Annotated in this window: 21 protein-coding genes; 8 read left to right on the plus strand and 13 right to left on the minus strand. The window is 49.5% G+C overall.

The window, feature by feature from the left end:
• Positions 1 to 27 precede the first annotated feature (27 nt).
• The 3 genes from ACTJJJ_RS24360 to ACTJJJ_RS24370 all read left to right on the plus strand — a co-directional run bounded on the left by ACTJJJ_RS24360 (position 28) and on the right by ACTJJJ_RS24370 (position 5,340).
• Positions 28 to 3,465, plus strand: coding sequence for a family 16 glycoside hydrolase (locus ACTJJJ_RS24360; protein ID WP_440703270.1), 3,438 nt, complete (start codon positions 28 to 30; stop codon positions 3,463 to 3,465).
• A gap of 321 nt (positions 3,466 to 3,786) precedes the next feature.
• Positions 3,787 to 4,620: an ATP/GTP-binding protein gene (locus ACTJJJ_RS24365; protein ID WP_188936538.1), complete on the plus strand. Its 834-nt coding sequence runs from the start codon at positions 3,787 to 3,789 to the stop codon at positions 4,618 to 4,620.
• 42 nt (positions 4,621 to 4,662) lie between these two features.
• A complete protein-coding gene (locus tag ACTJJJ_RS24370; RefSeq protein WP_188936540.1) occupies positions 4,663 to 5,340 on the plus strand; it encodes an RNA-binding protein in 678 nt (225 codons plus the stop codon).
• Between the two features lie 45 nt (positions 5,341 to 5,385).
• On the opposite strand, the gene ACTJJJ_RS24375 is transcribed toward ACTJJJ_RS24370, so the two are convergent.
• The 7 genes from ACTJJJ_RS24375 to ACTJJJ_RS24405 all read right to left on the minus strand — a co-directional run bounded on the left by ACTJJJ_RS24375 (position 5,386) and on the right by ACTJJJ_RS24405 (position 13,780).
• Complete coding sequence (locus tag ACTJJJ_RS24375; RefSeq protein WP_188936542.1) at positions 5,386 to 5,754, minus strand: DMT family protein; 369 nt, start codon at positions 5,752 to 5,754, stop codon at positions 5,386 to 5,388.
• Complete coding sequence (locus ACTJJJ_RS24380; RefSeq protein WP_188936545.1) at positions 5,751 to 6,941, minus strand: MFS transporter; 1,191 nt, start codon at positions 6,939 to 6,941, stop codon at positions 5,751 to 5,753. Before ACTJJJ_RS24380 ends, ACTJJJ_RS24375 begins: the two co-directional genes overlap by 4 nt.
• A 52-nt stretch (positions 6,942 to 6,993) precedes the next feature.
• Entirely contained in the window at positions 6,994 to 9,588 is a 2,595-nt protein-coding gene (gene mutS, locus ACTJJJ_RS24385; protein ID WP_440703271.1) for a DNA mismatch repair protein MutS, read from the minus strand.
• 89 nt (positions 9,589 to 9,677) lie between these two features.
• Entirely contained in the window at positions 9,678 to 10,283 is a 606-nt protein-coding gene (locus ACTJJJ_RS24390) for a pseudouridine synthase (protein ID WP_440703272.1), read from the minus strand.
• Positions 10,284 to 10,496: 213 nt separating this feature from the next.
• On the minus strand, positions 10,497 to 11,261 hold the full coding sequence (locus ACTJJJ_RS24395; RefSeq protein ID WP_188936559.1) for an exodeoxyribonuclease III: 765 nt from the start codon (positions 11,259 to 11,261) through the stop codon (positions 10,497 to 10,499).
• Positions 11,262 to 11,284: 23 nt separating this feature from the next.
• Positions 11,285 to 13,108 carry a hypothetical protein gene (locus ACTJJJ_RS24400; RefSeq protein ID WP_440703273.1) on the minus strand — a complete coding sequence of 608 codons (1,824 nt, stop codon included), beginning with the start codon at positions 13,106 to 13,108 and terminating at the stop codon, positions 11,285 to 11,287.
• A 39-nt stretch (positions 13,109 to 13,147) separates the two neighbouring features.
• Positions 13,148 to 13,780: a hypothetical protein gene (locus tag ACTJJJ_RS24405; protein WP_188936562.1), complete on the minus strand. Its 633-nt coding sequence runs from the start codon at positions 13,778 to 13,780 to the stop codon at positions 13,148 to 13,150.
• 147 nt (positions 13,781 to 13,927) lie between these two features.
• Between ACTJJJ_RS24405 and ACTJJJ_RS24410 the strand changes: the two genes are divergently transcribed.
• Entirely contained in the window at positions 13,928 to 14,482 is a 555-nt protein-coding gene (locus ACTJJJ_RS24410; protein WP_440703274.1) for a DUF4494 domain-containing protein, read from the plus strand.
• Positions 14,483 to 14,550: 68 nt separating this feature from the next.
• Here the strand turns inward: ACTJJJ_RS24410 and ACTJJJ_RS24415 are convergent, their stop codons facing one another.
• Together ACTJJJ_RS24415 and ACTJJJ_RS24420 are read right to left on the minus strand one after the other, a co-directional pair.
• A complete protein-coding gene (locus tag ACTJJJ_RS24415) occupies positions 14,551 to 15,294 on the minus strand; it encodes a hypothetical protein (RefSeq protein WP_440703275.1) in 744 nt (247 codons plus the stop codon).
• Between the two features lie 61 nt (positions 15,295 to 15,355).
• Positions 15,356 to 16,747, minus strand: a complete 1,392-nt coding sequence (locus tag ACTJJJ_RS24420; RefSeq protein WP_440703276.1) for an OmpA family protein — start codon at positions 16,745 to 16,747, stop codon at positions 15,356 to 15,358.
• 146 nt (positions 16,748 to 16,893) lie between these two features.
• On the opposite strand from ACTJJJ_RS24420, the gene ACTJJJ_RS24425 reads away from it, so the two are divergent.
• Positions 16,894 to 17,706 carry a UDP-2,3-diacylglucosamine diphosphatase gene (locus ACTJJJ_RS24425; RefSeq protein WP_440703277.1) on the plus strand — a complete coding sequence of 271 codons (813 nt, stop codon included), beginning with the start codon at positions 16,894 to 16,896 and terminating at the stop codon, positions 17,704 to 17,706.
• On the opposite strand, the gene ACTJJJ_RS24430 is transcribed toward ACTJJJ_RS24425, so the two are convergent.
• From ACTJJJ_RS24430 to ACTJJJ_RS24445, 4 genes are all read right to left on the minus strand, one after another.
• Positions 17,703 to 18,458, minus strand: a complete 756-nt coding sequence (locus tag ACTJJJ_RS24430; protein WP_426291838.1) for a carboxypeptidase-like regulatory domain-containing protein — start codon at positions 18,456 to 18,458, stop codon at positions 17,703 to 17,705. The genes ACTJJJ_RS24425 and ACTJJJ_RS24430 overlap by 4 nt on opposite strands.
• A gap of 168 nt (positions 18,459 to 18,626) precedes the next feature.
• Positions 18,627 to 19,460: a phosphatidate cytidylyltransferase gene (locus tag ACTJJJ_RS24435; protein WP_188936576.1), complete on the minus strand. Its 834-nt coding sequence runs from the start codon at positions 19,458 to 19,460 to the stop codon at positions 18,627 to 18,629.
• The gene (locus ACTJJJ_RS24440) at positions 19,432 to 19,653 is read right to left on the minus strand and encodes a putative signal transducing protein (protein WP_188936578.1); all 222 of its coding nucleotides are present in this window, start codon (positions 19,651 to 19,653) and stop codon (positions 19,432 to 19,434) included. The genes ACTJJJ_RS24435 and ACTJJJ_RS24440 overlap by 29 nt, the downstream gene beginning before the upstream one ends.
• 24 nt (positions 19,654 to 19,677) lie before the next feature.
• Positions 19,678 to 20,643, minus strand: a complete 966-nt coding sequence (locus ACTJJJ_RS24445) for a CPBP family intramembrane glutamic endopeptidase (protein WP_188936580.1) — start codon at positions 20,641 to 20,643, stop codon at positions 19,678 to 19,680.
• Between the two features lie 57 nt (positions 20,644 to 20,700).
• On the opposite strand from ACTJJJ_RS24445, the gene dusB reads away from it, so the two are divergent.
• From dusB to pyrH, 3 genes are all read left to right on the plus strand, one after another.
• Positions 20,701 to 21,690 carry a tRNA dihydrouridine synthase DusB gene (gene dusB / locus ACTJJJ_RS24450; protein WP_440703278.1) on the plus strand — a complete coding sequence of 330 codons (990 nt, stop codon included), beginning with the start codon at positions 20,701 to 20,703 and terminating at the stop codon, positions 21,688 to 21,690.
• The gene (locus ACTJJJ_RS24455) at positions 21,684 to 22,211 is read left to right on the plus strand and encodes a biotin/lipoyl-containing protein (protein ID WP_440703279.1); all 528 of its coding nucleotides are present in this window, start codon (positions 21,684 to 21,686) and stop codon (positions 22,209 to 22,211) included. The genes dusB and ACTJJJ_RS24455 overlap by 7 nt, the downstream gene beginning before the upstream one ends.
• Positions 22,212 to 22,273: 62 nt before the next feature.
• Entirely contained in the window at positions 22,274 to 22,993 is a 720-nt protein-coding gene (gene pyrH / locus ACTJJJ_RS24460) for a UMP kinase (protein WP_440703280.1), read from the plus strand.
• Positions 22,994 to 22,997 lie beyond the last annotated feature (4 nt).

The following is a 22,997-nucleotide window of genomic DNA, read 5'->3' on the forward strand; positions in this document are numbered from 1 at the left end:
CTGCGGCTCACAGCACCGGCATATCCGATGAAAAAAAGACTATACCCTATTTTAGCCCTTTGCCTGGCAACCTCCCAGCTGATGGCCCAAACCGACAATTCGCTAGACGCCAAAGTCAAGGCGGTTTTGTCGAAACTCCCGTCCCAGAATGAAACGGCATTAAAGAAAAACATGGAAGAACTCGCGCAGCTCGGCAAACCGGGCCTCGTGCAGATCGCTTCTATGCTCACGCCGCCCGGCAAAGGGGATAACACCAAAATCCAGTTCGCATTGGGCGGATTTACCTATTATGCCTCACAAGCTGGCAAAGAGGCATTGCGGAAAGACGCTGCCGAAGCCTATGGCGAAGCATTGTCCAAAGTAAATGACCCCGACGGCAAGAATTTTCTTATTTACCAGCTTCAAACCGTTGGCAAGGATGAATCGGTAGAGGTTTTGAAGGGTTATCTCAAAGACGAGCGACTTGCTCAGCCTGCCGCACGGACATTGTCGCGTATTGGCACACCGGCGGCCGGCGCTGCATTGCTGCAAGCATTGGGTAATGCCAGTGGAAGCGCGCAACTAGCCATTACCGAGGCATTGGGTGATGTTCATTATAAAGAAGCTGCACCCGCTATCGAAAAAACCGCAGCCAGTTCCGAGTTGAACCTGCGTAAGGTAAGTTTGTACGCGCTTTCGGAAATCGCTGCTCCTTCGTCGGAAGGCATTCTGGCGGGAGCTGCACAGAAAGCATCTTACGGTTACGACGAAGCCGATGCTACCGCCGTTTACCTGAAATACCTGGCGCGCCTGGCTGCGAACGGCAACAATGCCCCGGCCGAAAAAGCTACGCTGGCCTTAATCAAAGCTACGCCCGACGCAAAACAATCCGCCACGCGCTCTTCTGCCCTGACGATTTACTCGAATATCAAAAAGAGAGAATCCGTACCTGTGCTGGTAAGCGCCCTGCAAAGTACCGACGCGCAATACCGTGCTGCGGCATTGAAACTGGGGCAGAAATACCTGATGGCCGACGGCACAACACCCTGGCTGAATGCATATAAAAAGGCCAACCCGACGGTACAAGCCGAGATCATCACCATGATGGGCCGCGCGGAATCGAAAGATGCGCTGCCGGTAGTTTTGAAAGCGCTGACTTCGAAGGATAGCAAAGTAAAAACTGCTGCTATCTGGGCAGCTGGGAGAATCGGACAGGAGAGCAGTGTTGCCAAACTGATCCCGGTTTTAAAGACGGCTAATGCGGATGAAATCGCAGGAGTTAAAAGCAGCTTGCTTACGATCAAAGGTGCTTCGCTGGTGGACCAGGTAGCAACCGCCATTCCTACACTTCCTGCTCCCGCACAGGCTGCATTGATCGACGTGCTTGCGGCGCGTGAAGCAAGTTCAAAATTACCGGTTGTTTCGGCACAATTGAAGAATACAAACCCGGAAGTGCGGAAGGCGGCTTTCAGCGCATTGAAATCGTTGGCAACCGGCAATGATCTGCCCCAATTGTATTCGCTATTGAACAACGTTAACACAGCCGAAGAAGTAACGGCAACACAAATGGCGATCAACGCGGCCATTAAAGAAAGCGGCGATACCAACAGCCAGACAGAAGCGGTTTTGAGGCAAATACAGGCTTCTCCTGCCGATAAACAAGGCAACTATCTTGCGGTGCTGGCGGGTATTGGCGGCAAGAAAGCATTGGCATCGGTAGTTGAAGCTTCCACCAAAGGGGACGCAGCTAAAAAGAAATCGGCTATCGCGGCACTTTCCGCGTGGACTGATGCAAGTGCGGCGAAGGAGTTGCTTGCCATCGCAAGGAGCACCAATGATACCGACGATTTCAATTCGGCTTTGACAGGTTACGTGGCTGCAACGGCCAAATCGGGCAAGACAGCAGCCAATAAAGTGATTATGCTGCGCGAAGCGTTGGCTATCGCCAAAACGGATGTGCAGAAAGAAGCCATTCTGAAAGAATTGGGAAGAAACCGTACTTTCAATTCCCTGCTGTTGGCTGGCCAATACATGGATAATGCAGGTACGCAGCAGGCCGCAGCACAGGCGATAATGAACATTGCATTGGCTAACAAAAATCTGTACAGCGCTGAAATCCGCGAGCTTTTGACCAAAGCAGCTCCCATTCTGAAAGGCCAGGACGCCGATTACCAGAGAGAATCAATCCGCAAACATCTGGCGGAATTGCCTGCCGGGGAAGGCTTCGTTGCTCTGTTCAATGGCAAAGATCTTTCGGGATGGAAAGGTTTGGTGCAAAACCCGATCGCCCGGCGCAAAATGAGCGCCGACTCACTGGCTTTCAAACAGAAAAAAGCAGATGAGGCCGCATTCAAGGATTGGTTTGCCAAAGATGGCGAGCTGGTCTTCTCTGGTCATGGAGATAACCTTTGCACCGTGAAGCAATACGGCGATTTTGAAATGTACGTCGACTGGAAAATCCAGAAGGACGGCGACGCGGGCATTTACCTCCGCGGTACTCCGCAGGTACAGATCTGGGATACCTCACGCGTGAGCGTAGGTGCGCAGGTGGGCTCGGGAGGACTTTATAACAACCAGAAGAATCCAAGCAAACCTTCGAAAGTGGCCGATAATGCGATTGGTGAATGGAATACCTTCCATATTACCATGATCGGCGACCGCGTGTCGGTGGATTTGAATGGCGAAAATGTAGTGGATAATGTGGTGCTGGAAAACTACTGGGACCGTAACCTGCCTATTTTCGCCAAAGAACAGCTTGAATTGCAGGCGCACGGTAACGAAATCCATTACCGCGACATTTACGTCCGCGAAATCCCGCGTCCGGAATTTACACTACCCGAAGCGGAGCAGAAAGACGATTTCAAAGTGCTGTTCGATGGTACCAATATGTTTGAATGGGTGGGCAACAAAACCGACTATTTCATCCAGAATGGCGAGCTCGTCGTTGACCCCAAAAAAGGCGGAAAAGGCAACCTCTACACCAAAGACGAGTATAGCGACTTCGATTTCCGTTTCGAGTTCCAGCTTACGCCGGGTGCCAACAATGGTTTGGGTATCCGCACGCCCATGGAAGGCGATGCTGCTTACGTAGGAACCGAAATCCAGATCCTCGACAATGAGGCGGAGATTTACAAAGATTTGCATGAATATCAGTACCACGGCTCGGCCTATGGCATTATTCCTGCCAAAAGAGGCTATTTGAAACCACTTGGCGAATGGAACTATGAAGAAGTCCGGGTACAAGGCTCGAAAATTAAGGTGACCCTGAACGGAACGGTAATCCTCGACGGCGACCTCGCCGAAGCCAGCAAGAACGGCACCGTCGACCACAAAGAACACCCGGGACTGAAAAGGACCAGTGGTCACCTCGGATTCCTCGGACATGGTTCCGAACTCAAATTCAGGAACATCCGCATTAAGGATCTCACCAAAGTGGTGCCGGAACCTGTCGAGACAGGAAAGAAAAAAAGCAAGAAGAAAAAGTGATTTGAGAAATGCCCTGCTATTTGCGGGGCATTTTTACTTTCGTAGTGATTGGCGACGAATTCAATTATCTGCTCAACCCGCTATTCGTAGAGCCCGAGCGTATTCCATTCAATCGGATCGCGATTTCATTTACGATGTCAGATTAATTTATAGAAAAAAATTAAAAAATGTCCCCTTGGATCACTTTGGGCAATTTTATTTAGCTTTGATATAATAATCAGAAAATCAAGATCAAGAAAAGTAAATAAGCCCAATTTAGCCCTTGATATGAAAATGAATTGCTGTTCGTAACCGACAGATCTATTTTCAAAATCAAACTCTATGAAAACCAAACATTTCCTGCTCTCAACGCTCCTGGCCTCATTCTCAGCCCTATCAACTCAGGCCCAACATTCGCTTACCCAGCTGTGGTCTTCAGAAGCCACGCTGCCGGTTCCCGAGTCGGTGCTATACAGTGCGTCGGGCAAAGCGATTTATGTGGCACAGATTGACGGCAAGGCCGGTGAAAAGGATGGCAAAGGCGGGATCGCGAAAGTAGGCCTGGATGGCAAGATTATCGCGCAGGACTGGGTAACCGGCCTGAACGCACCGAAGGGAATGGGTATCAAAGGAGGCAAATTGTTTGTTGCGGACGTTACCGAGGTGGTGGAAATCGATATTAAATCGGGCAAGATCGACAAGAAACACGAGATCGAAGGCGCCAAATTCCTGAACGACCTTACCATCGATTCCAAAGGCACTATTTACGTCTCGGACTCGGATACCAAGAAAGTACACGCAATCAAGGACGGTAAGGTTTCGACCTATTTTGAAGATCTGACCCGCCCGAACGGTTTGCTGGCAGTAGGCAGTGACCTATTGATCGCCGATAGCGGCACTTTGAAAAAATTGACTCCTTCCAAACAAATTACAGTTGTAGCCGAGGGAATGGACAAAAGTACCGATGGTATTGAGCAGGTGAAACCGGGTGAATACATCGTTTCGTGCTGGGCTGGCGTGATTTATTACGTTAAATCCGATGGAACAACCGAGAAACTGCTCGATACGAGCGCTGAAAAAACAAACTCTGCGGACATCGGTTACGACCCCGCTAAGAAGATCGTCTACGTCCCGACGTTCATGAAAAACAATGTCGTGGCATATCAATTAAAGTAAATATATTTATTACATCTAAATCAATAAAAAACAAGGCGTTTCATGGACATTTTTGTTGGGAGTCTTTCTTTTAAGTTAAAGGAAAGCGAGCTGCGTGAAGCTTTCGAGAAGTACGGCAAAGTTAGCTCGGCGAAAATTATCATTGACAAGATCACGCGTCAAAGCAAAGGTTTCGGGTTTATAGAAATGCCCGATGAAGTGGAGGCCAGAGCCGCCATCAATGCATTGAATGGGGCAGACATGTATGGCAGACCACTGGTTGTGAATGAATCCCAAAAGAGAGAACCCAGAGGCGACAGCGGAGCTCCCCGCCCAGATACGCGCAGCCGGGAAGGCTTCAACCGGCCACGACCGGCGGGAAACGACGCACCAGGTAGCAGCAGAACGCCGTATTCGTCAGACAGGAGTATAGGAAGGGATTCAGCCCGGCCACTGTCGCTTGACGATGACGACCAGGACGACGACGACGCTCCAAGCACCCCGACCAGGCCCGCGGAACGCAGCTTTGGCGACCGGAGCTTTTCAGGTGGAGCCGGACCCAACTTCCGCCAGCCCGACAAGCCCCGCGACAAAGGACATCACGACCGCGGACATGACCACAACCGTCACCAGGGAGGAGGCAGGCCCAAAACAGAGGACCGCTACTCCACTAAAAAAGGCGGAGGCGGTTCTAAGGATTATGGCCGACGGTTCGGCAGCAGCGACGACGATTGGGATTGATAACATAAAAAGAGAGCCTGCAAGCGAAACTTGCAGGCTCTCTTTTTATTTCCTGAATATGAAGTAAACCGCCAGGACCAGAAAGACAAACCCGACGAAGTGGTTCCACCGGAAAGTCTCCGTTTTGAAAAAGACCAGTGTGAAAATCGTGAAAATCACCAACGTGATCACCTCCTGGATCACTTTCAGCTCGACCAGAGAAAATGGCCCGCCGTTCTCTTTAAAGCCTATCCTGTTGGCGGGTACCTGAAAGCAATATTCAAAAAGGGCTATTCCCCAACTAATGAGGATAATGGAGAACAACCCCAATTTGCTGAACCACCCCAACTCCTTGAACTTCAAATGTCCGTACCATGCCATCGTCATGAAGGCGTTGGACAATATCAGCAAGCCGATGGTCAGGAACGATTTCATGCAGCTGCCTTGACTTTGTTATCCCGGAAGAACAATACGAAAAGCACGAGCACTACCGCCGCAATACCCGCAGGTATCATCCAGATCGACGTCCAGTTCTTCACATTGTCGACCGTGTACATATCAGCCACCACACCGGAAATCCATGAACCGATACCCATACCGATACCGTAGGTAGCGATCGAGATCAGGCCTTGCGCAGAGGAGCGGTATTGTTCGCCAGCTTTGCTATCGGTATAAATCTGCCCCGTTACAAAAAAGAAGTCGTAGCAAACCCCGTGTAGCACAATTGCGAGGTAAAGCAGCCATTCGCTGGAAGCATCGCCGTAGCCGAAACCAATGAAACGGATGATCCACGCGATCAGACCTACTACCAGCATCCATTTCACACCGAAACGTGCGAATGCGAGGGGAATCAGCAACATGAATACTACTTCCGAAGCCTGGCCCAAAGACATTTTATTCTCTACGTTGGTCATACCCGAATCGGTTAGCGAGGGGTTAGCCATGGCGTAATAGAACGAAAGCGGGATACAGATCAGCAGGGAAGAAATGAAGAAGATTGCGAAAGAACGGTCTTTGAACAATTTAAATGCGTCCAAACCAAGAATATCCGAGAAAGAAGTATGTGAGCTTGGCTTTGGAGGGGTATTAGGCAAAAAGAACGAGTAGACGCCCAAAAATGCTGCCGTGAACATTGAAATTTTGAAGATCAGCGCAGTACCGCCGATTTCGTAGTAACCGATGATATTGGTCACCGCGATCCATGCTACTGTTCCCATTACGCGGATTGCGGGGAAGTCCTTTTCGGAGTTGGTAACCTGTTGCATCGCAATAGATGTCGTAAGCGACATGGCAGGTGCAAAAGTGATACAATAGGCCAATATCACCCAGAAAAACGTGTCGGGGTCTTTCACTTCCGACAGCACATACAGAATGGCGGCTCCCGCGAGGCTTAGTATCCCCAATACCTTTTGAGCTGCGAAGTACCGGTCGGCGATCATTCCTACGAAAAACGGTGCGATGATCATCGCGATAGAAAAGGCCGCGTAGGCATTTCCTACCTGGGTGCCGGTCGCACCCAATTCTGTAAACATATACTTGCTCATTTGCCCATACCACGAGCCCCATACAAAATAGAGGAGGAACATCATGGCCATCAACTGAAAGCGGGTCGAGTTTTTCATAAACTAGGTTAGCGGTTATAGGATATTGATTGGTATTACATTAAAGATAGATTTATTTCTTGACGAGCTTCTGAAACTCGTTCAGTTTCAGCAATGCTTCAATGGGTGATAATGTATTAACGTCCACCAGCAGGAGCTTTTCTTTCAATTCTTCCAGCCGCGGATCAGCAGGCTCGAAAATGCTTAACTGGAAGTTGTTTTTAGGGATTTCCTTCACGCGTTTCTTGTGCTCGTGCGAGACGTGGTCTTTTTCGAGGTGGTGCATGATCTCGCTCGCACGCAGCACGATCGGCTGCGGCATACCGGCGATCTGAGCCACGTGGATACCGAAGCTGTGCGCGCTACCGCCCGGCTTGAGCTTCCGCAGGAAAACCACCTTATTATCCACCTCCTTTACGGCCACATTGAAGTTTTTGATGCGCGGGAAATCCTCGGCGAGCTGGTTCAATTCGTGATAGTGCGTCGCGAAAAGCGTTTTGGGCCTGCAATTGGATTGGCTATGAAGGTATTCGGTAATAGCCCACGCAATGGAAACGCCGTCGTATGTACTCGTTCCACGACCGATTTCATCCATTAACACCAGGCTCTTGCTGCTGAGGTTGTTGAGAATGCTGGCCGTCTCGGTCATTTCGACCATGAATGTACTTTCCCCTTTGCTAAGGTTATCGCTCGCTCCTACTCTTGTAAAAACCTTGTCGACCAGCCCTATCGCGGCCGATTTGGCGGGAACGAAACTACCCATTTGCGCCATGAGCACGATGAGTGCCGTTTGGCGGAGCAATGCGGATTTACCGGCCATGTTCGGACCGGTGATGATGATGATCTGCTGGCTGGCATCGTCGAGATAAACGTCATTAGGTATGTAACTTTCGCCGACGGGCAGTTGCTGTTCGATCACCGGATGGCGACCTTCCTTGATATCCAACTCGTTACCATCGCTGATAACCGGCTTTACATATTTATTTTTTCTGGCTACCAACGCGAAGGAACTCAGCACGTCGAGCGCCGAGATCACCTGTGCATTCTGCTGAATGGCGCCTACATATTCGGAAGCCGTTTGAACAATTCCATTGAATATCCTGAACTCGATCGCCGAAATGCGGTCTTCCGCATTCAGGATTTTTTCCTCGTACTCTTTGAGTTCGGGGGTAATATACCTTTCCGCATTCACCAGCGTCTGCTTCCGGATCCAATCGGCAGGAACCTTGCTCTGGTGTGCGTGGGTAACTTCGAGGTAGTAGCCAAAAACCTTGTTATAGGCAATTTTAAGCGAACCGATGCCTGTCCGCTCAATCTCGCGGTTTTGAAGTTTGATGAGATAATCCTTGCCTTCGTACGAAATCGCGTGGAGTTCATCCAATTCACTGTCGACCCCGCTTTGGATCATCCGGCCCTGATTGGAAAGTACCGGTGCGTCGTCGCGGAGCTGATGTTCAATTTTTTCAACTAATGCCTGGCAGGCGTCGAGTCGGGCAGCGAATTTGTCGAGAATGGTGCCTGAGAGCAGTTTCTTTACCGGTTCAACCTGTTTCAGTGATTTTTTAAGTTGAACCAATTCCCGCGGATTGATGCGGCGAACAGCTACTTTGGAAATCAGGCGTTCCAGGTCACCGATCTGTTTGAAATATCCTACGAGCGACTCGTGCAGGTCTTCGTGTTCGAGCAAATGCGCAACCGCTTCGAGACGTTCATCGATGGGCGCCTTATCTTTCAGCGGCAGCACCATCCATTTCCGTAACTGCCTCGCGCCCATTGGCGTAACCGTATAATCCAAAATATCGATCAGCGGTACTCCACCCTCCTGCTGGGCATATACGAGTTCGAGGTTGCGTACGGTGAAACGATCGAGCCACACATATTTTTCCTCTTCCAGGCGTGTAATGCGGCTGATATGCGCCACTTCCTTATGCTCGGTTTCACGCAGGTAGTGCAGGATTACGCCCGCGGCAATGATCCCCAACGGCAGCGCTTCAATGCCGTAACCTTTTAAAGTAGTAGTCTGAAAATGCCCCGTAAGCTGCTCGTAACCATAATCATAGCCAAAACACCAGTCTTCCAGGTGAAAAGTATGGTATTTGCCTCCGAAGAGTTCGTTGAATTCCTGCTTATGCTTTTTGCAGTACAACACCTCGGCCGGGCCGAAGCCTTGCAGCATTTTGTCAATATAGGCCGCATTGCCCTGTGAGGCCATGAACTCGCCCGTCGAAATATCCAGGAAAGCGAGCCCGTAAAGACCGTCGGAACCGATGTGGATGGCCGCCAGGTAGTTATTTTTGCGAATATCGAGCACATTGTCGTTGAACGACACGCCAGGCGTTACCAGCTCAGTCACACCACGCTTGACGATGCCCTTTGCCGTTGCGGGATCTTCGAGCTGGTCGCAAATGGCCACGCGCTCGCCGGCACGGACGAGCTTGGGCAGGTAATTGTCCAGTGAATGGTGCGGAAAACCCGCCAGCTCTTCATGCGCCCCACCATTGTTACGGCGTGTGAGTACAATGCCCAGGATCTTCGAAGCCCTTACCGCATCCTCCCCGAAAGTCTCATAAAAATCACCAACCCTGAAGAGCAGGAGTGCTCCCGGGTATTTGGCTTTGATCTGATTGTATTGTTTATTAAGCGGAGTTTCTTTGTGTGCCTTTGCCAATTATCAGCCTAATTTTAAGAACAAGGATTTGTACAAAATTAAGCCTTCTCTCCGGTTTGGCAAGTCAGGGCAAATGATTTATACCCTCGTCAAAAACTCCTTTCGTAAAAAAGTCTGGCCTCTTTTGGCGTAACTTCCCATACGTCCCCCGGTTTAGGAAAATTTGCTTCCATATCCGCTAATGAAATTTTTCCGATAGACCACCGCACCAGCCGGAGCGTGGGAAAACCGACTGCCGCCGTCATCCGCCGGACCTGCCGGTTCTTGCCTTCATGCAATGTAAGCGCCAGCCAGGAAGTGGGGATATTCTTCCGGAAACGGATCGGCGGATCGCGTTCAGGAAGCTGCGGCTCTTCGATCATCGAGGCTTCCGCGGGCAATGTCTTATATTGTTTCCCATTGACTGAAATCGTCACGCCATTCACAAGCTGCCGGCAGGCCTCTTCGGTAACCTCGCCTTCCACTTGCACATAATACGTGCGCGTATGCCTGTTGCGAGGTTCAAGAAGTTTTGTTTTGAGGAAATTGTCGTTGGTCAGAAGCAAAAGCCCTTCGCTATCCGCATCGAGGCGGCCAACGGGATACATATCTTTTGCAAATGTAAAGTCAAGATCAGCCAACGTCTGATGATCACCCTCGCGGGTGAACTGCGAAAGCATTCCGAATGGCTTGTAAATGAGGAAGTACTGGAACAAAATGAGTTAATGTTAGAGGTAACGAACTGCTATTTGATCAGTTTACCGAGGTCCAGTAAAAAGCCAGGCAGCACATTTTCACCCGAAAGTACTGCATTAATCCCTACTATTTCAATGGACCCGTCGGCTCGGTAAATGTAAGCTTTCATCTATTTATTCAGGTAAAAATAAACAGACAATTCAGCTAGTAAAAACCGTATTCACACCAATGCCCTACTCAATTTCCAACCACACCGGACAATGATCCGAATGGACGGCGTCGTTGTACTGGCGGGCAGCGGTAATGCGATCTTTGAGCGGCTCGGCCACGGAAATGTAATCGATACGCCAGCCTTTGTTATTGCCGCGGGCGCCGGCGCGGTAGGTCCACCAGGAATATTGGCGTAGTGTTGGGTTCATGAAACGGAATGCGTCGGTGTAGCCGCTGGCAAACCATTCCGTCATCCAGGCGCGCTCTTCGGGCAGGAAGCCTGATGATTTCTGATTCCGTACCGGATCGTGGATGTCGATTTCGGTATGTGCGATATTATAGTCACCGCAAATGATGAGGTTCGGACGTTCTTTTCTCAATTCATTTACCCAAATATAAAAATCGGCCAGAAACCGCATTTTAACGCCCTGCCTTACGTCTCCACTGGTGCCTGATGGGAAATAGCAGTTCAGCACTGTAATGTCGCCGAAATCGGCTCGAATTACGCGGCCTTCCGAGTCGTAGGCCGGAATCCCGCAGCCTGAAACAACCTTCTCGGGTTTGATTTTGGAAAATATAGCTACGCCGCTGTAACCCTTCTTTTCGGCCGCATGCCAGCCCACGAGTTCGTAACCCAGCGCCTGAAAGCCCGACAGATCAACTACGTCGGGCGTGGCTTTCACTTCCTGAAAACAAAGGATATCGGCCGTTGTCGTTTCGAGCCAGGTGAGCAGTCCGTTTTTCAATGCGGCGCGGATTCCATTCAGATTGTAGGTAAGTATTTGCATAAATGAGGGTAGCCTTTGGGGCCTTAGTAAAACAGCACTTGCTTTCCGGTGTATAAAGATTCCCACTGGCCCGATTCACCGCGGGACATGATCCACGCCCGGTATTTTCCTTCGGGAAGCTTTGGTTTATAAACCGCGTACTGGTAACTATTACTGTAATATGAGGCTTTTTGTAAAAAATCAGAAACCATGTTGGGTACCGGAACCGCCGGGAGCACAATGCTATGCCGGGCTGATTGCAGCACCATGTAAAAAGTACCTTTTTGTTTCGATGCCGGTGTAACGTAAAATTTAAAATACTTCATATAGCGGTTGTAATCCCCGTTTCTGTATTGCGATTGCGCATCAAAATCTCCCGTAAAAATACCTTTCACAGCTGTCTTGCGGATTAATTCCTCCTGCGCAGGCATGTCATAAAACTGGTAGAAGTCAGTAATGCCCTGTGATTCCAGGCCGACGATCAGGTCGCGCATGCGTGTAGGATGGTTCCAGAACGGGATGTCGGTAAACAACTCCCCTACAGTGATAAATGTCTTATAGTTTTTCCAGAAATAGCTATCGATCACCAGTTCGTCGTGCAGCTTTCTAATCGATACTATGGACGTAAAATAGCTGACGAAGTTCAATCCCAGAAAGAACACCATAGCAACCACCACAGCAAGGTTTTTCCAATGTTTAAAATTCTTCAAAACCACAATCAGACACACATAGCAAATCGCCGCGAGCACCACGCCGAATATCATATACCGCCTCGAAAACGCCGTACCGCCGTACATGACATAGTTATTGATCGGCCTGCTGATGACGAACATCGCTCCGGTTCCCATGATGAACATCATAGCACCAAGGAGAAACCAGTCGATCCGGTCGGGCTTGCGGGCAAGCAATACCCGGATCGCCCAAATGGCAAACACCAGTGCAATACCGGCACCAAATGCCACACACGCGATAATGTCCTGGTGAAACACCGGCACCAGCGGATGGCGAACATCCAGGAACAGCGCATTACCCCAGAATGCCAACACGAAGATCACATTGAAAACGGGGTGGTTCCAGACCTTTTCGCCAGGTGAACTGATAAACTGGTAATCGAAAAAGAAATAGAACAGCAGTACGGCAATACTCCCCGCAACCCACCATAGCAAGTTTTTAAAACGCCTCTGAAAAGCCAGCAGCACCATTCCAACGATCCATGCAAGCAACCCGCTACCGCTCGTAAAAGTGGTGAGCAACGCGGCAATCAGCCCGATCCAAAAGCCTTTTTCATCCTCCCGAGCCAGTCCATAGGCGGTAAGCATGGCAAAAAAAATCAGCGGTGTGTTTTGCAGCGCCGCTATTCCCCAATAGGCGTTTTCAAAATAAACGAGATTGAACAGCATGTAGGGAACCGGGATAAACCAATACCACGAAACCTGTGCTCTTTTCAGGCTCAGGAAAAGTAAATAGCCGATCCCAAGCATAAAAAGATCGCCTATAATGATTTGCGTTTTGATATTGACCGTGCCTGTGAGCACAAACATGATCAGCATAACAATGCGCTCGAAACCAAACCGGTGTTGGTTCACCTGCTCGAAAAGCGCTTTCAGCATTTCTACAAAGCTCCCCGAGTTGCGCAGCTTCTGGACTGTTTCCAGCAGGTTGAAGTCGTCAGTGTAGGGAATGTTCACCAGGTGCGCGTCGAGCAGGATAAAGAAATAGACGACCGGTACCGCAACCAGGCCGATTCCCATCCATGGCCGCCAGCGTTTTATTGGATCAACCCAAAACGTAGCTCCGAAGAGCAGCAGCAAGGCTATGACGACGCTGTAATACCCAAACAAATGAGGATCTTCTAGAAATAGCTTCAAAACAGGTGGTATTTGGGGATTTACTGAGCCAACCGGGAATTACCGCGTTCCGGTGATCATCTTACTCGTTATTTCTTTTTCAAAGGTAATATAGCCCGGATAATTGATCTGTTTCCCGGCGATATCCAGGGTTGGCCGCACCTTAACGACGAATTTCGCCGGTTTAGCGTCCGACTTACCCGTCAATGCGAGGATCATATTGATGAACTGGTCGCGCGTCTGGTCGTTTGAAATGAGCTGATACGCATTCGTTTGCAGGCTCACGGGTACGCGAGTGGGCGTGGTACCAGGCAATACTTCGATCAGCTGGCTCAAATAGCCGTTAAATATCTCGCTCTCGGTAAGCAATACTTTGTATTCCAATTGATTAATCGCCGCGCGCTTGCGGGTTGGGTTGGTGATATCGACATTCACCCGAAGATTCAGCGGGACGTTCTTTCTTAACAACCCCATGGCAAGTCCCGGATATCTTGCCAGATCGAAATCGTTGAAACTTCTGATATTTCTGAATTCGCGGATATCGATTCCGGCGAGATAAACGCTGTCAACCGATGCGATATCGTATTTGCAGTCACCAAAAACCTTCGCTTCCGAAACCTGGCGGCTCACACCGCAACTTGTCATTATGGCCGCAACAAGTACGATTCCGGCCATCCAAATATGTTTTTTCATTCCAATGTATTTTACGCAAGTTAAACAGTAGGTATCAGAACGCATACCCCGGCCGGGGATTATTAGTTTCTGGCGTTATTTTTTTGCGTGCTTTCGAACCAGCATCTACATTTGCACACTCTAATTTTCACCCAATCAACACGAACAATGGCCAGCTGGTATTTAGGAAAAATTCGGTATCAAAAAGAAGATGAAGCAGGAAGGTTGAAAACGATCAATGAGACGTATCTGGTTGATGCCGTTTCATACACCGAGTCGGAAGCGAGGCTGTACAAGCAGATCGTCACCGACGCCAGCGATTTCAGCGTGACCGCCATCAGCAGAATGCGCCTGGCCGACCTTTTTGCCTATGAAGACGGCGAACAGTGGTTCAAAGCGAAAGTGATTTACTTCTCGGTCGACGAAAAAAGCGGCAAGGAGAAGAAAATCGTGAATTACATGCTGGTGAATTCCGAAGGCATTCAGCAAGCCCTCGACCGGATCAACGAAAGCATGCGCAACTTCCTGATCCCTTACGAGGTAACGGATATCAACCTCACACCGATCCTCGACGTGTTCCCATACTCGGCAGATGAAGACAAGGAACCGGAAATCCCGGCCAATATGCGTCCGTTAGCCGAAGTAATGGCCGAACGCGCGCAGGTTGAGGAGCCGGCAGCAGAAGTTGCGACAGCCGACGCTGCGTCAGCAGAGAATTCATAACTATTGTCAGTCTGAGCGGCACGGGGCCGCCCGGCGGCCCGGTCCGCTCAGACTGACATCTATCGCCATCAATCATTCACTTTCAACACCGCATACCCCTTTGCATTCGCCGTGTAGGGGTCTTTCCCGAAGCTTTTCAATTTCAACACCACATCCTTCGAGTTGATCTCCGATAGCAGCAAATCCGAAGGCAGCAGGTTCATATAATCAAACGAAACGGGCAGGCTTACGGCGCTTTCCACAAATTCGAGGCCATAAATTGGATATACGCTGAATGGCGTTTTGGTCAGCCAGATTTTCTCCTGACTGCCGGACGTGGCGTAAGTCAAGTCATACTCGGTGCTGGTCAGGCCAAACTCCTCTCTCTTGTTTTCCGTGGGAACAACATAGGTTTTGAAATCGTCCTGCTGTTGCTTTCTGGTATCCACGTCGGGTTTAAATTCCTTCACTACCTCGTTAATCCTCACCTTTTTGCCATCCTCGTCGGTACCGCAGAAGATATATTTCCCGTCGGGGAAGCCGATCACAAAATCGAAACTCTTCCCACCTTGTCCAAAACTGGTTTCTTTTACAAAGCACATCGCGCCGGTTACCGGGTCCAGGTGTATTTTGAGCGTTCCGGAGGTTTTGTCGGCCTTGTTCTGATAATCGAAAACCAGGGCATGGCTGAAATAGTATTGCCCTTTGTCGGGCTTCCAGAGCAATGCGCGCTGCTTGTCGGCAGGGATCTTTTTAGTAGCCTGGGCAAATGCCGGAGACAGTGCTGCCAACAGGCACACCGAAAGCATTAAAACAAATAGGTGACGTTTCATTTCGCAGGTTCTTTAAAATGGATGCAAGCTAGAAAGAGCCTGTTGAAAAACCATACCATCCCTACATTTTCACAAATTCGACACGCCGGTTCCCCGCTTTACCTTCCGCCGTAGTGTTGGGGGTGGCCGGCTCTACTTCGCCTTTACCATCGGTCTCCATCCGCGAACCATCAATTCCGAAATCACCGGACAACGCGGCTCTGACGGCCTCCGAACGCTTTTTGGACAAAACCAGATTTGCCGCATCGTCCCCGTCCGAATCGGTATGGCCGATGATCTTCACTCTTACACCGATATTTTCCGTCAGCACCACTGCAATTTCTTTCAGGGTACCATAAGATTCCGGCTTGATAGTCGCTGAATTGACATCGAAATGAATACCCGTGGTGGAGAATTTCCCTTCTGTGATGAGTTTGCTGCGTGTATCTGGCGCTCCAACGGCCAGCCTCAGATTGGAAACGAAATAACGATTCGCTTCTTCGTGGTAGCCCTGGTTGGAAAATGCGATGAAGTTATACTTGCGCGTCGCGTCGAAAGCGCGGGGCAAATCCCATACTTTGTAATCGTCGACATACACACGCAATCTTGTTTTCTGACGCCACACCGATACTTTCACCACATTATGGTCGGGCGTGTGAAATGCGGGAATGCTCTTTTCATTTTTCATCAGTGAAGATCCGTCCTCGCCAAATACGTTGAATGCAGCGAGTCCTTGGGTGCCGCCTGCATTATTGGGGTGCAGCGCTATTTCCAACCCGTTCTTTTTGCCGCCGTCAAATCCTTTCCAGTTCGTGAATTCCTTCGCTGGTGCCGCCACTTCCGCAATCACCGTTCTCAGATAACCGGAGTAGAAACTGAACTCGGTAGTGGTAGCGAGATTGAATTCCAATGTGAAGTTTTCCGGCAATGCCGTTATGAATTCCGGATGAAATACACCTTCCGGGCCAAGCATAAGCCATTTCCCCTCGGTGCCTTCAATCGTCACTATTTCGCCGGATGAATTCGTGTTCCATTTGGCGGGAAAATCACCGACGGCATCCTGCGAGAAGTCTTCGATCGCCACAATCTTTTCTCCCGGTATAAAGTCAAATTTACTGTACGATTTCAGCGTTGACTTACCTGGTTTTGCGGCGGTATCAGCGGTAGCTGCGTCGTCGCTGCTGCCTGCCGGGTCGTTGTCAGCATTACCCTTCGTATTAACTGGCTGCTCGCCCGGTTTTGACTGCGTTTCAGCTGCTTTTTTATCTTTCTTTTTAAATAAATTCCCAATTCCCTCTTCTACCGAATCTAAACCCTTGTCTACCGCCTGATCAATCTTCCGGTTCGCCCGGTTCTCAGCCTGTCTTTCAACCACCCGGCCCGGATCGTTGATCCTTACTTGCGCAACAGAAACTGCCGGGGTTGCAGCCAGCGCCAGAACGACGCACGTAACCCAGTTTGCTATCTTCTTCATGTGCATATTTGAATGGGGTGAACACTATACTAAATTTACACATTTACCGGAACTAGCTGATATTAATTGAGTTATTGGCTGACTTCCACTCCCATGCACTCATTTGACACGAACGTTGTAAATTGCACCGCATTTGTCATACCTACATGAGTCTTTCATTCCAGCAAAAAAACATTATCCTTGCCCCGGGGCGCCGCATTTACTTCGCGTCAGACTTTCATCTCGGAGTACCCACCGCAACCGCCAGCCGGGAGCGTGAAAAACGCATTGTGAGCTGGTTAGAGTCGATCCGGCACGATGCACAGGTCATTTTCCTGGTGGGTGATATTTTTGATTTCTGGTTTGAATACAACCGCGCGGTACCCAAAGGCTTCGTGCGCTTACTGGGTAAGCTGGCCGAGCTGGCCGACGACGGAATCGAGTTGGTCATTTTTACGGGAAACCACGATATGTGGATGTCGGGCTACCTCACCGAAGAACTCGGCGCGCCCATTTACCGCAATCCGGTGAGTTTTAATATTACTTCACAAACAGGGCAAAAAAAGTTATTGGTAGGCCACGGCGACGGTTTGGGCCCGGGCGACCATACTTACAAGTTTTTGAAGAGAGTTTTCGAAAACCGATTTTTCCAATGGCTTTTCCGCGTCGTGCACCCGGATGTGGGCATGTGGATCGCCTCCGAATGGTCGAAACGCAGTCGGCTGGCGAATGTAAATAAGGGTGAAGAGCGGTTTTTAGGTGCGGATAATGAGTGGTTGTTCCAATATTGCCGCGAGGTCGAGGCGTCTGAACATCACGATTACTACATTTTCGGGCACCGGCATTTGGTATTAGACATGCACGTCAGCGCACAATCGAAGTACATTAACCTCGGCGAATGGGTTACCCAGCAGCATTACGCCGCATTTGATGGAAATGATTTGCAGTTAAAAAAGTTTGAGCCGGCCGGCCTGATTTAGTTGCTGCTTCTTTTCTTCGCAGCTTCTGTTTCGCTGGGGCTTGGTAAAATGAAATCCTGCTTGGTAATATTCTCGCGCGGGGTCGCATTCAGCTCCTTGCTCCAATCCTTCTGCTTCAAATCTCCATTTTTCACAGATTTGATAAATTTTGCCCATGCAAATGGGTTCAGGAAAGGAAAGCTTGTGGCAAAACCTTTGTTCGCTGCCGATTCGCGACCGAACATTAGCTGATCCATCGAGTACCGGTAGTTGGTCTGCGCATTGTTGGGCATTTGAGCGGCAAGCCGGTTGATATAATCCGGGTCGGTACTTTTTGCCAACGCATCACGCTCGGCCTGATCGGGCAATTTGAGCGCGAGGAAGGCCTTTTTGAATTCTTCTTCAGTTGAATAGGGGTAAATAGTAACGCCGGAAAGGGTCACCACGTCCTCGCGCAAGGCAACAATCGCCGAATAGATATCGGAGTTATAACCTCTTGGAACAATGTGGTATTGCTTTTTATACCCGACATAACTGAACACAATGCTATCGCCCGGAAAAACAGGGATCTGAAACTCGCCATTAGCTTTTGCAAGCGTTCCCCGTCCCGCATTCACGATAAAGATAGTGGCGCCAGGCAAGCGTTCAGTGGTTTTACCTCCTACAACGACCCCTGAAAAGATAATCGCCTTCTGTTCACCCTGAGCGAATGCTTCCCGCCCACACAACATTCCCGCCAGCACGAGGAAAAATATTAAAAAACTCCGTTTCATTCCTTCCAGATTACGCCCCGGGAAAACACCCCGGAAACTTTGATTAGCACGATGATAAATTTCCCTTCAAATAGTGTCTGCCAAAAGCTTGTAAAAATTTCGTTCCTTATTTTACAAACGGCCTGAGTAACCGGTCATTGCCCTGCATTTCATACAAAGCGACTTTACTCAGGAAAATAACTTCAAAAACGTAACAATAAATGGCGCCGACAATAAAAGGCCGTCGAAACGATCGAGGAAGCCCCCATGGCCGGGAATACTGCTTCCCGAGTCCTTAATAGCGATGCTCCGCTTGAAAAGCGATTCAACCAGGTCACCGTAAGTACCCACTACCACGATAATCGCTCCGATGCAATACCATTTCCAGGGTTCGAAGGTACGGAAATAATACCCCAGGGCAAATGCGATAATGCCCGCAAAAACCGCACTGCCCATGGACCCTTCCCAGGACTTTTTGGGAGAAATACGCTCGAACAGCTTTCTCTTCCCAAATTTGGTCCCTGCAAAATACCCCCCGATATCCGACGCCCAAAGGAGCAGCAGGCTACCGAGCACGATTTCGTAATTGTAGGTCCCCCCGCGCAGCGCCATCACGATGATCAATGCGAACGGCAATGCCACGTAGATAATGCCCAGAAACGTAAAACCGATGTTTGTAAAGGGTTTCAGGTCGTTCTTTTTGTATAGTTTGATAAAAAAGATCATCGACAGCAACGGGCTGATGATGAAGTAATTTTCAAACTGTACGATGTCCTGCTCTATCAAATACGCAAGAAGTATCATGACTGTGCCACAGAACGTGCCATAATACGTGAGGGGCTGGTTGCCGTCGAGACCGAGTAGTTTGTAAAATTCAAGCTGTGTGAGCGAACTGATGGCGCAAAACAACAGCAGAAACGACCATTCGCTGTAAATAATGCAACCAATGATGACAAATACGCCCGCTAACCCGGTGATAGTCCTTTGCTGTAAGTTACTCAGGTTGTTTAAGCGCGTCTTCATTCATCAGTATTGTTTGGGCCTTTTCGAGATCGGCCGCGGGCACATGCACTTCAAAGTTTGCGAAAACCGGGTAGTTGCTGTCCTGTTTGTTCACAATCACCGCCGCAACCCCGTTCTGATCCAAAATTTCGCGGGCTATTTCTGCCCGGATCGCCTGTCCGCTCTGGTAGGCTTTCGCCCAGTTTTCCTCCATTATTTTTTAAAATGTTAAATTATCTTAAAAGTTGCGGGGAACACCTGTTCCTGCCCCTTGTCCGTTCTTTCTGATCGCGCCGAGTATAGCTGTCGAAACCAGCAGTGAAGCCAGAATAAGCACGAACGGCATCGATTTTGCCTCTTCGATATTGATCTCAATTATACCCACATTATGTAAGTACATCATTACCAGCACAAAGCCGTTATTGACGAAATGCGCAAGGATCGCCACCCACAAATTGCCGGTCCAATAATACAGATACCCGAACAATGCACCAAGCATCATCCGCGGCAAAAAACCATAAAACTGGAAATGGATAGCGCTGAAAATTGCAGCCGATACCCATATCGCGAGGTGAATATTGCGCGATTCCTGAAAAATCTTAGTCTGGATAACCCCACGAAAAAGCATCTCTTCGCCCAACGCAGGCAGGAGCGTAACCACGAACAACGCAATCAGCAGTTGACTGAAACTATTATAGCTCGTGAGAAACTCCGTCATCACCGAAAGCTGATCCTCCTTGTCGCGCATCCATTTTTCAAGCCCCGACAATGCATCGGGCAGGTCCATCGCAGCGTTCCATTCGATGAATTTGCTATTCGCCGGAATAAATGCCAATACCAACACAAAAGCCAGCACCCATATGTGCCATGCGGGTTTCCGGTTGGTACTCAGGTCACCGATCGTGCGCCGTTCGATATAAAACCAATAAATGAGTGTCGGTAGCAAATAGGAAAAGAAGTGGACGGTGCCTTGCATGATCATCAGGGCATTCCATCCATTTGGTATTTTTTCGGGTTGTGCAAAAAGCTGGGTGAGCAGTACCGTTACGCTCTCGGTGTCGGCACCGAGGTAAATGGCCAGCGCCATAACCGCCAGGACATTCCCCACGGCCATACCGATAAGCATGAAGCCGACCAACACCAACAAACTGCCCCATGTACCAGGTACGCGGGAAACAACCAGATTCGGGTTACTATTTTGCATAATTGGTGTAAATTTACAGTTTATTATCATATTACTGCGAAGTGGTGTTGAAGGATTATGGTTAAGATTGGAAATATAGAATTGAGCGATTTTCCGTTACTGCTCGCCCCGATGGAGGATGTGAGCGACCCGCCGTTCCGCGCGGTCTGCAAGGAAAACGGGGCGGATTTGATGTACACGGAGTTCGTTTCGTCGGAAGGGCTCATCCGGGATGCTGCTAAAAGTGTTCAAAAACTGGATATTTTCGAGTATGAAAGACCGGTCGGTATCCAGCTCTTTGGTAGTGATGTCGAAACGATGGGCTCGTGCGCGGAGATCGCGTCACGCGTAAACCCCGACCTGATCGATATCAATTACGGCTGTCCGGTGAAGAATGTCGCGTGTCGCGGTGCGGGCGCTGCATTGTTGCAGGATATTCCGAAAATGGTTAAAATGACCGAGTCGGTGATTAAATCGACGCATCTGCCGGTGACCGTAAAAACGCGTTTGGGCTGGGATGAAAACACCCGGAATGTGGAAGATGTGGCTGAGCGTTTACAGGACATTGGTATTAAAGCACTGTCCATCCACGGCCGCACACGCGTGCAGATGTATAAAGGCTCCGCCGACTGGTCGCTCATCGCCAAAATCAAGGAAAACCCGCGCATTACCATTCCGATCTTCGGGAATGGCGATATCGATACGCCCGAGAAGGCTTTGGAATACAAAAACCGCTACGGCGTCGACGGCATTATGATCGGCCGGGCGACAATCGGTAATCCATGGATTTTTAACGAAATCAAGCATTATCTCAAAACCGGAGAAAAACTCCCGCCGCCTACCATGGAACAACGCGTGGACGTCTGCCGCAGGCACCTCGAATTCTCGATCCGCTGGAAAGGCCCGATAGCAGGTGTTTTTGAAATGAGAAGGCACTATACCAATTATTTCAAAGGACTGGAACACTTCAAACCTTACAGAATGCGCCTCGTGGAAGCGCCTACATTTGACGAGCTGAGCAGCATCCTCAAAGAAATCTCAAACGATTACAGTGAAATGGTATGCTGAAAGTAAACGTGGGTAACAAGCCGCAAGGCGAACAGCCGGAACAGGGCAATACATTTGAAATCGATCAGCGCAAGGACGGCTGGTTTATCAATGGCAATGCTTTCGATGGCGACATCGCGGCCCTCGGCAACAACCGTTTCCACGTCATCTGGAATAACAAATCCTACAATATCGAAATCGTCGACCGCAACCCGGCCGAAAAGTCGACGCATTTGCTCATCAACGGCCAGCATTACCACACGACGGCCAAGGACGATCTCGACCTTCTGCTCGAAAAAATGGGCATGCAGAACGGCGCGTCCCAAAAGATCAACAACGTGAAAGCGCCTATGCCGGGCCTGATCCAGTCCATTGCCGTGGCCGAAGGCGACAGCATTGCCAAAGGCGACAACCTCCTGGTATTGGTAGCGATGAAAATGGAAAATGTGATCAAATCGTCGGGCAGCGGCATTATTAAAACGCTGAAAGTGATGCCCGGACAGATTGTGGAAAAAAACCAGGTATTATTGGAGTTTCACTAAATTACTTGTGAATCTGAACTTCGTCCGCTTATTTTTACGGATCAAAACACCACATCACAACCATGCCGGAACCAAAATATAAACGTTTATTACTGAAACTCAGCGGAGAAGCACTCAACGGTGGCGATAAAGGTCAGGTTATTGACTTTAACATTCTCGATAATTATGCCAAGGAAATCAAAAGGATTACCGAGGTCGGCGTGCAGGTTGCAATCGTAATTGGTGGTGGAAACATATTTCGCGGTGCATCCGTGGAAAAATCAGGGATCGACCGCGTTCAGGGCGATCATATGGGCATGCTGGCCACCGTGATCAACGGGATGGCCATCCAGAGCTCACTCGAAAAACACGGAATGAACACGCGCCTGATGTCGGCAATAAAAATGGAACAGGTTTGCGAGCCATTGATCCGCCGCAGGGCAGTTCGTCACCTCGAAAAAGGACGCGTGGTGATCTTCGGGGCAGGAACCGGTAACCCCTATTTTACCACCGACACTACCGCTGGCCTCCGTGCCATCGAGTCGGAATCCGAAGTGGTCTTGAAAGGCACACGTGTCGACGGCGTTTACACTGCCGACCCCGAGAAAGATCCTAATGCTACCAAATACTCAAAAATTACATTTGACGAGGCATTATCCAAAAACCTCAAGATCATGGACCTTACCGCATTCACATTGTGCAAGGAAAACGATCTGCCGATCATTGTATTCGATATGAACAAGCCCGGCAACCTTTATGATCTGGTAATGGGCGGCCAGGTGGGAACACTGATCTCGAACTAATAGA

This window comes from Dyadobacter sp. 22481, from assembly GCF_052044875.1.
GTDB lineage: Bacteria > Bacteroidota > Bacteroidia > Cytophagales > Spirosomataceae > Dyadobacter > Dyadobacter endophyticus.

Bases quoted from the DNA above. Each gene is read 5' to 3' on its own strand.
- ACTJJJ_RS24360 (WP_440703270.1), top strand. From the start codon at position 28: ATGAAAAAAAGACTATACCCTATTTTAGCCCTTTGCCTGGCAACCTCC.
- ACTJJJ_RS24365 (WP_188936538.1), top strand. From the start codon at position 3,787: ATGAAAACCAAACATTTCCTGCTCTCAACGCTCCTGGCCTCATTCTCA.
- ACTJJJ_RS24370 (WP_188936540.1), top strand. From the start codon at position 4,663: ATGGACATTTTTGTTGGGAGTCTTTCTTTTAAGTTAAAGGAAAGCGAG.
- ACTJJJ_RS24375 (WP_188936542.1), bottom strand. From the start codon at position 5,754: ATGAAATCGTTCCTGACCATCGGCTTGCTGATATTGTCCAACGCCTTC.
- ACTJJJ_RS24380 (WP_188936545.1), bottom strand. From the start codon at position 6,941: ATGAAAAACTCGACCCGCTTTCAGTTGATGGCCATGATGTTCCTCCTC.
- ACTJJJ_RS24395 (WP_188936559.1), bottom strand. From the start codon at position 11,261: ATGCAAATACTTACCTACAATCTGAATGGAATCCGCGCCGCATTGAAA.
- ACTJJJ_RS24405 (WP_188936562.1), bottom strand. From the start codon at position 13,780: ATGAAAAAACATATTTGGATGGCCGGAATCGTACTTGTTGCGGCCATA.
- ACTJJJ_RS24410 (WP_440703274.1), top strand. From the start codon at position 13,928: ATGGCCAGCTGGTATTTAGGAAAAATTCGGTATCAAAAAGAAGATGAA.
- ACTJJJ_RS24415 (WP_440703275.1), bottom strand. From the start codon at position 15,294: ATGAAACGTCACCTATTTGTTTTAATGCTTTCGGTGTGCCTGTTGGCA.
- ACTJJJ_RS24420 (WP_440703276.1), bottom strand. From the start codon at position 16,747: ATGAAGAAGATAGCAAACTGGGTTACGTGCGTCGTTCTGGCGCTGGCT.
- ACTJJJ_RS24425 (WP_440703277.1), top strand. From the start codon at position 16,894: ATGAGTCTTTCATTCCAGCAAAAAAACATTATCCTTGCCCCGGGGCGC.
- ACTJJJ_RS24430 (WP_426291838.1), bottom strand. From the start codon at position 18,458: ATGAAACGGAGTTTTTTAATATTTTTCCTCGTGCTGGCGGGAATGTTG.
- ACTJJJ_RS24435 (WP_188936576.1), bottom strand. From the start codon at position 19,460: ATGAAGACGCGCTTAAACAACCTGAGTAACTTACAGCAAAGGACTATC.
- ACTJJJ_RS24440 (WP_188936578.1), bottom strand. From the start codon at position 19,653: ATGGAGGAAAACTGGGCGAAAGCCTACCAGAGCGGACAGGCGATCCGG.
- ACTJJJ_RS24445 (WP_188936580.1), bottom strand. From the start codon at position 20,643: ATGCAAAATAGTAACCCGAATCTGGTTGTTTCCCGCGTACCTGGTACA.
- dusB (WP_440703278.1), top strand. From the start codon at position 20,701: ATGGTTAAGATTGGAAATATAGAATTGAGCGATTTTCCGTTACTGCTC.
- ACTJJJ_RS24455 (WP_440703279.1), top strand. From the start codon at position 21,684: ATGCTGAAAGTAAACGTGGGTAACAAGCCGCAAGGCGAACAGCCGGAA.
- pyrH (WP_440703280.1), top strand. From the start codon at position 22,274: ATGCCGGAACCAAAATATAAACGTTTATTACTGAAACTCAGCGGAGAA.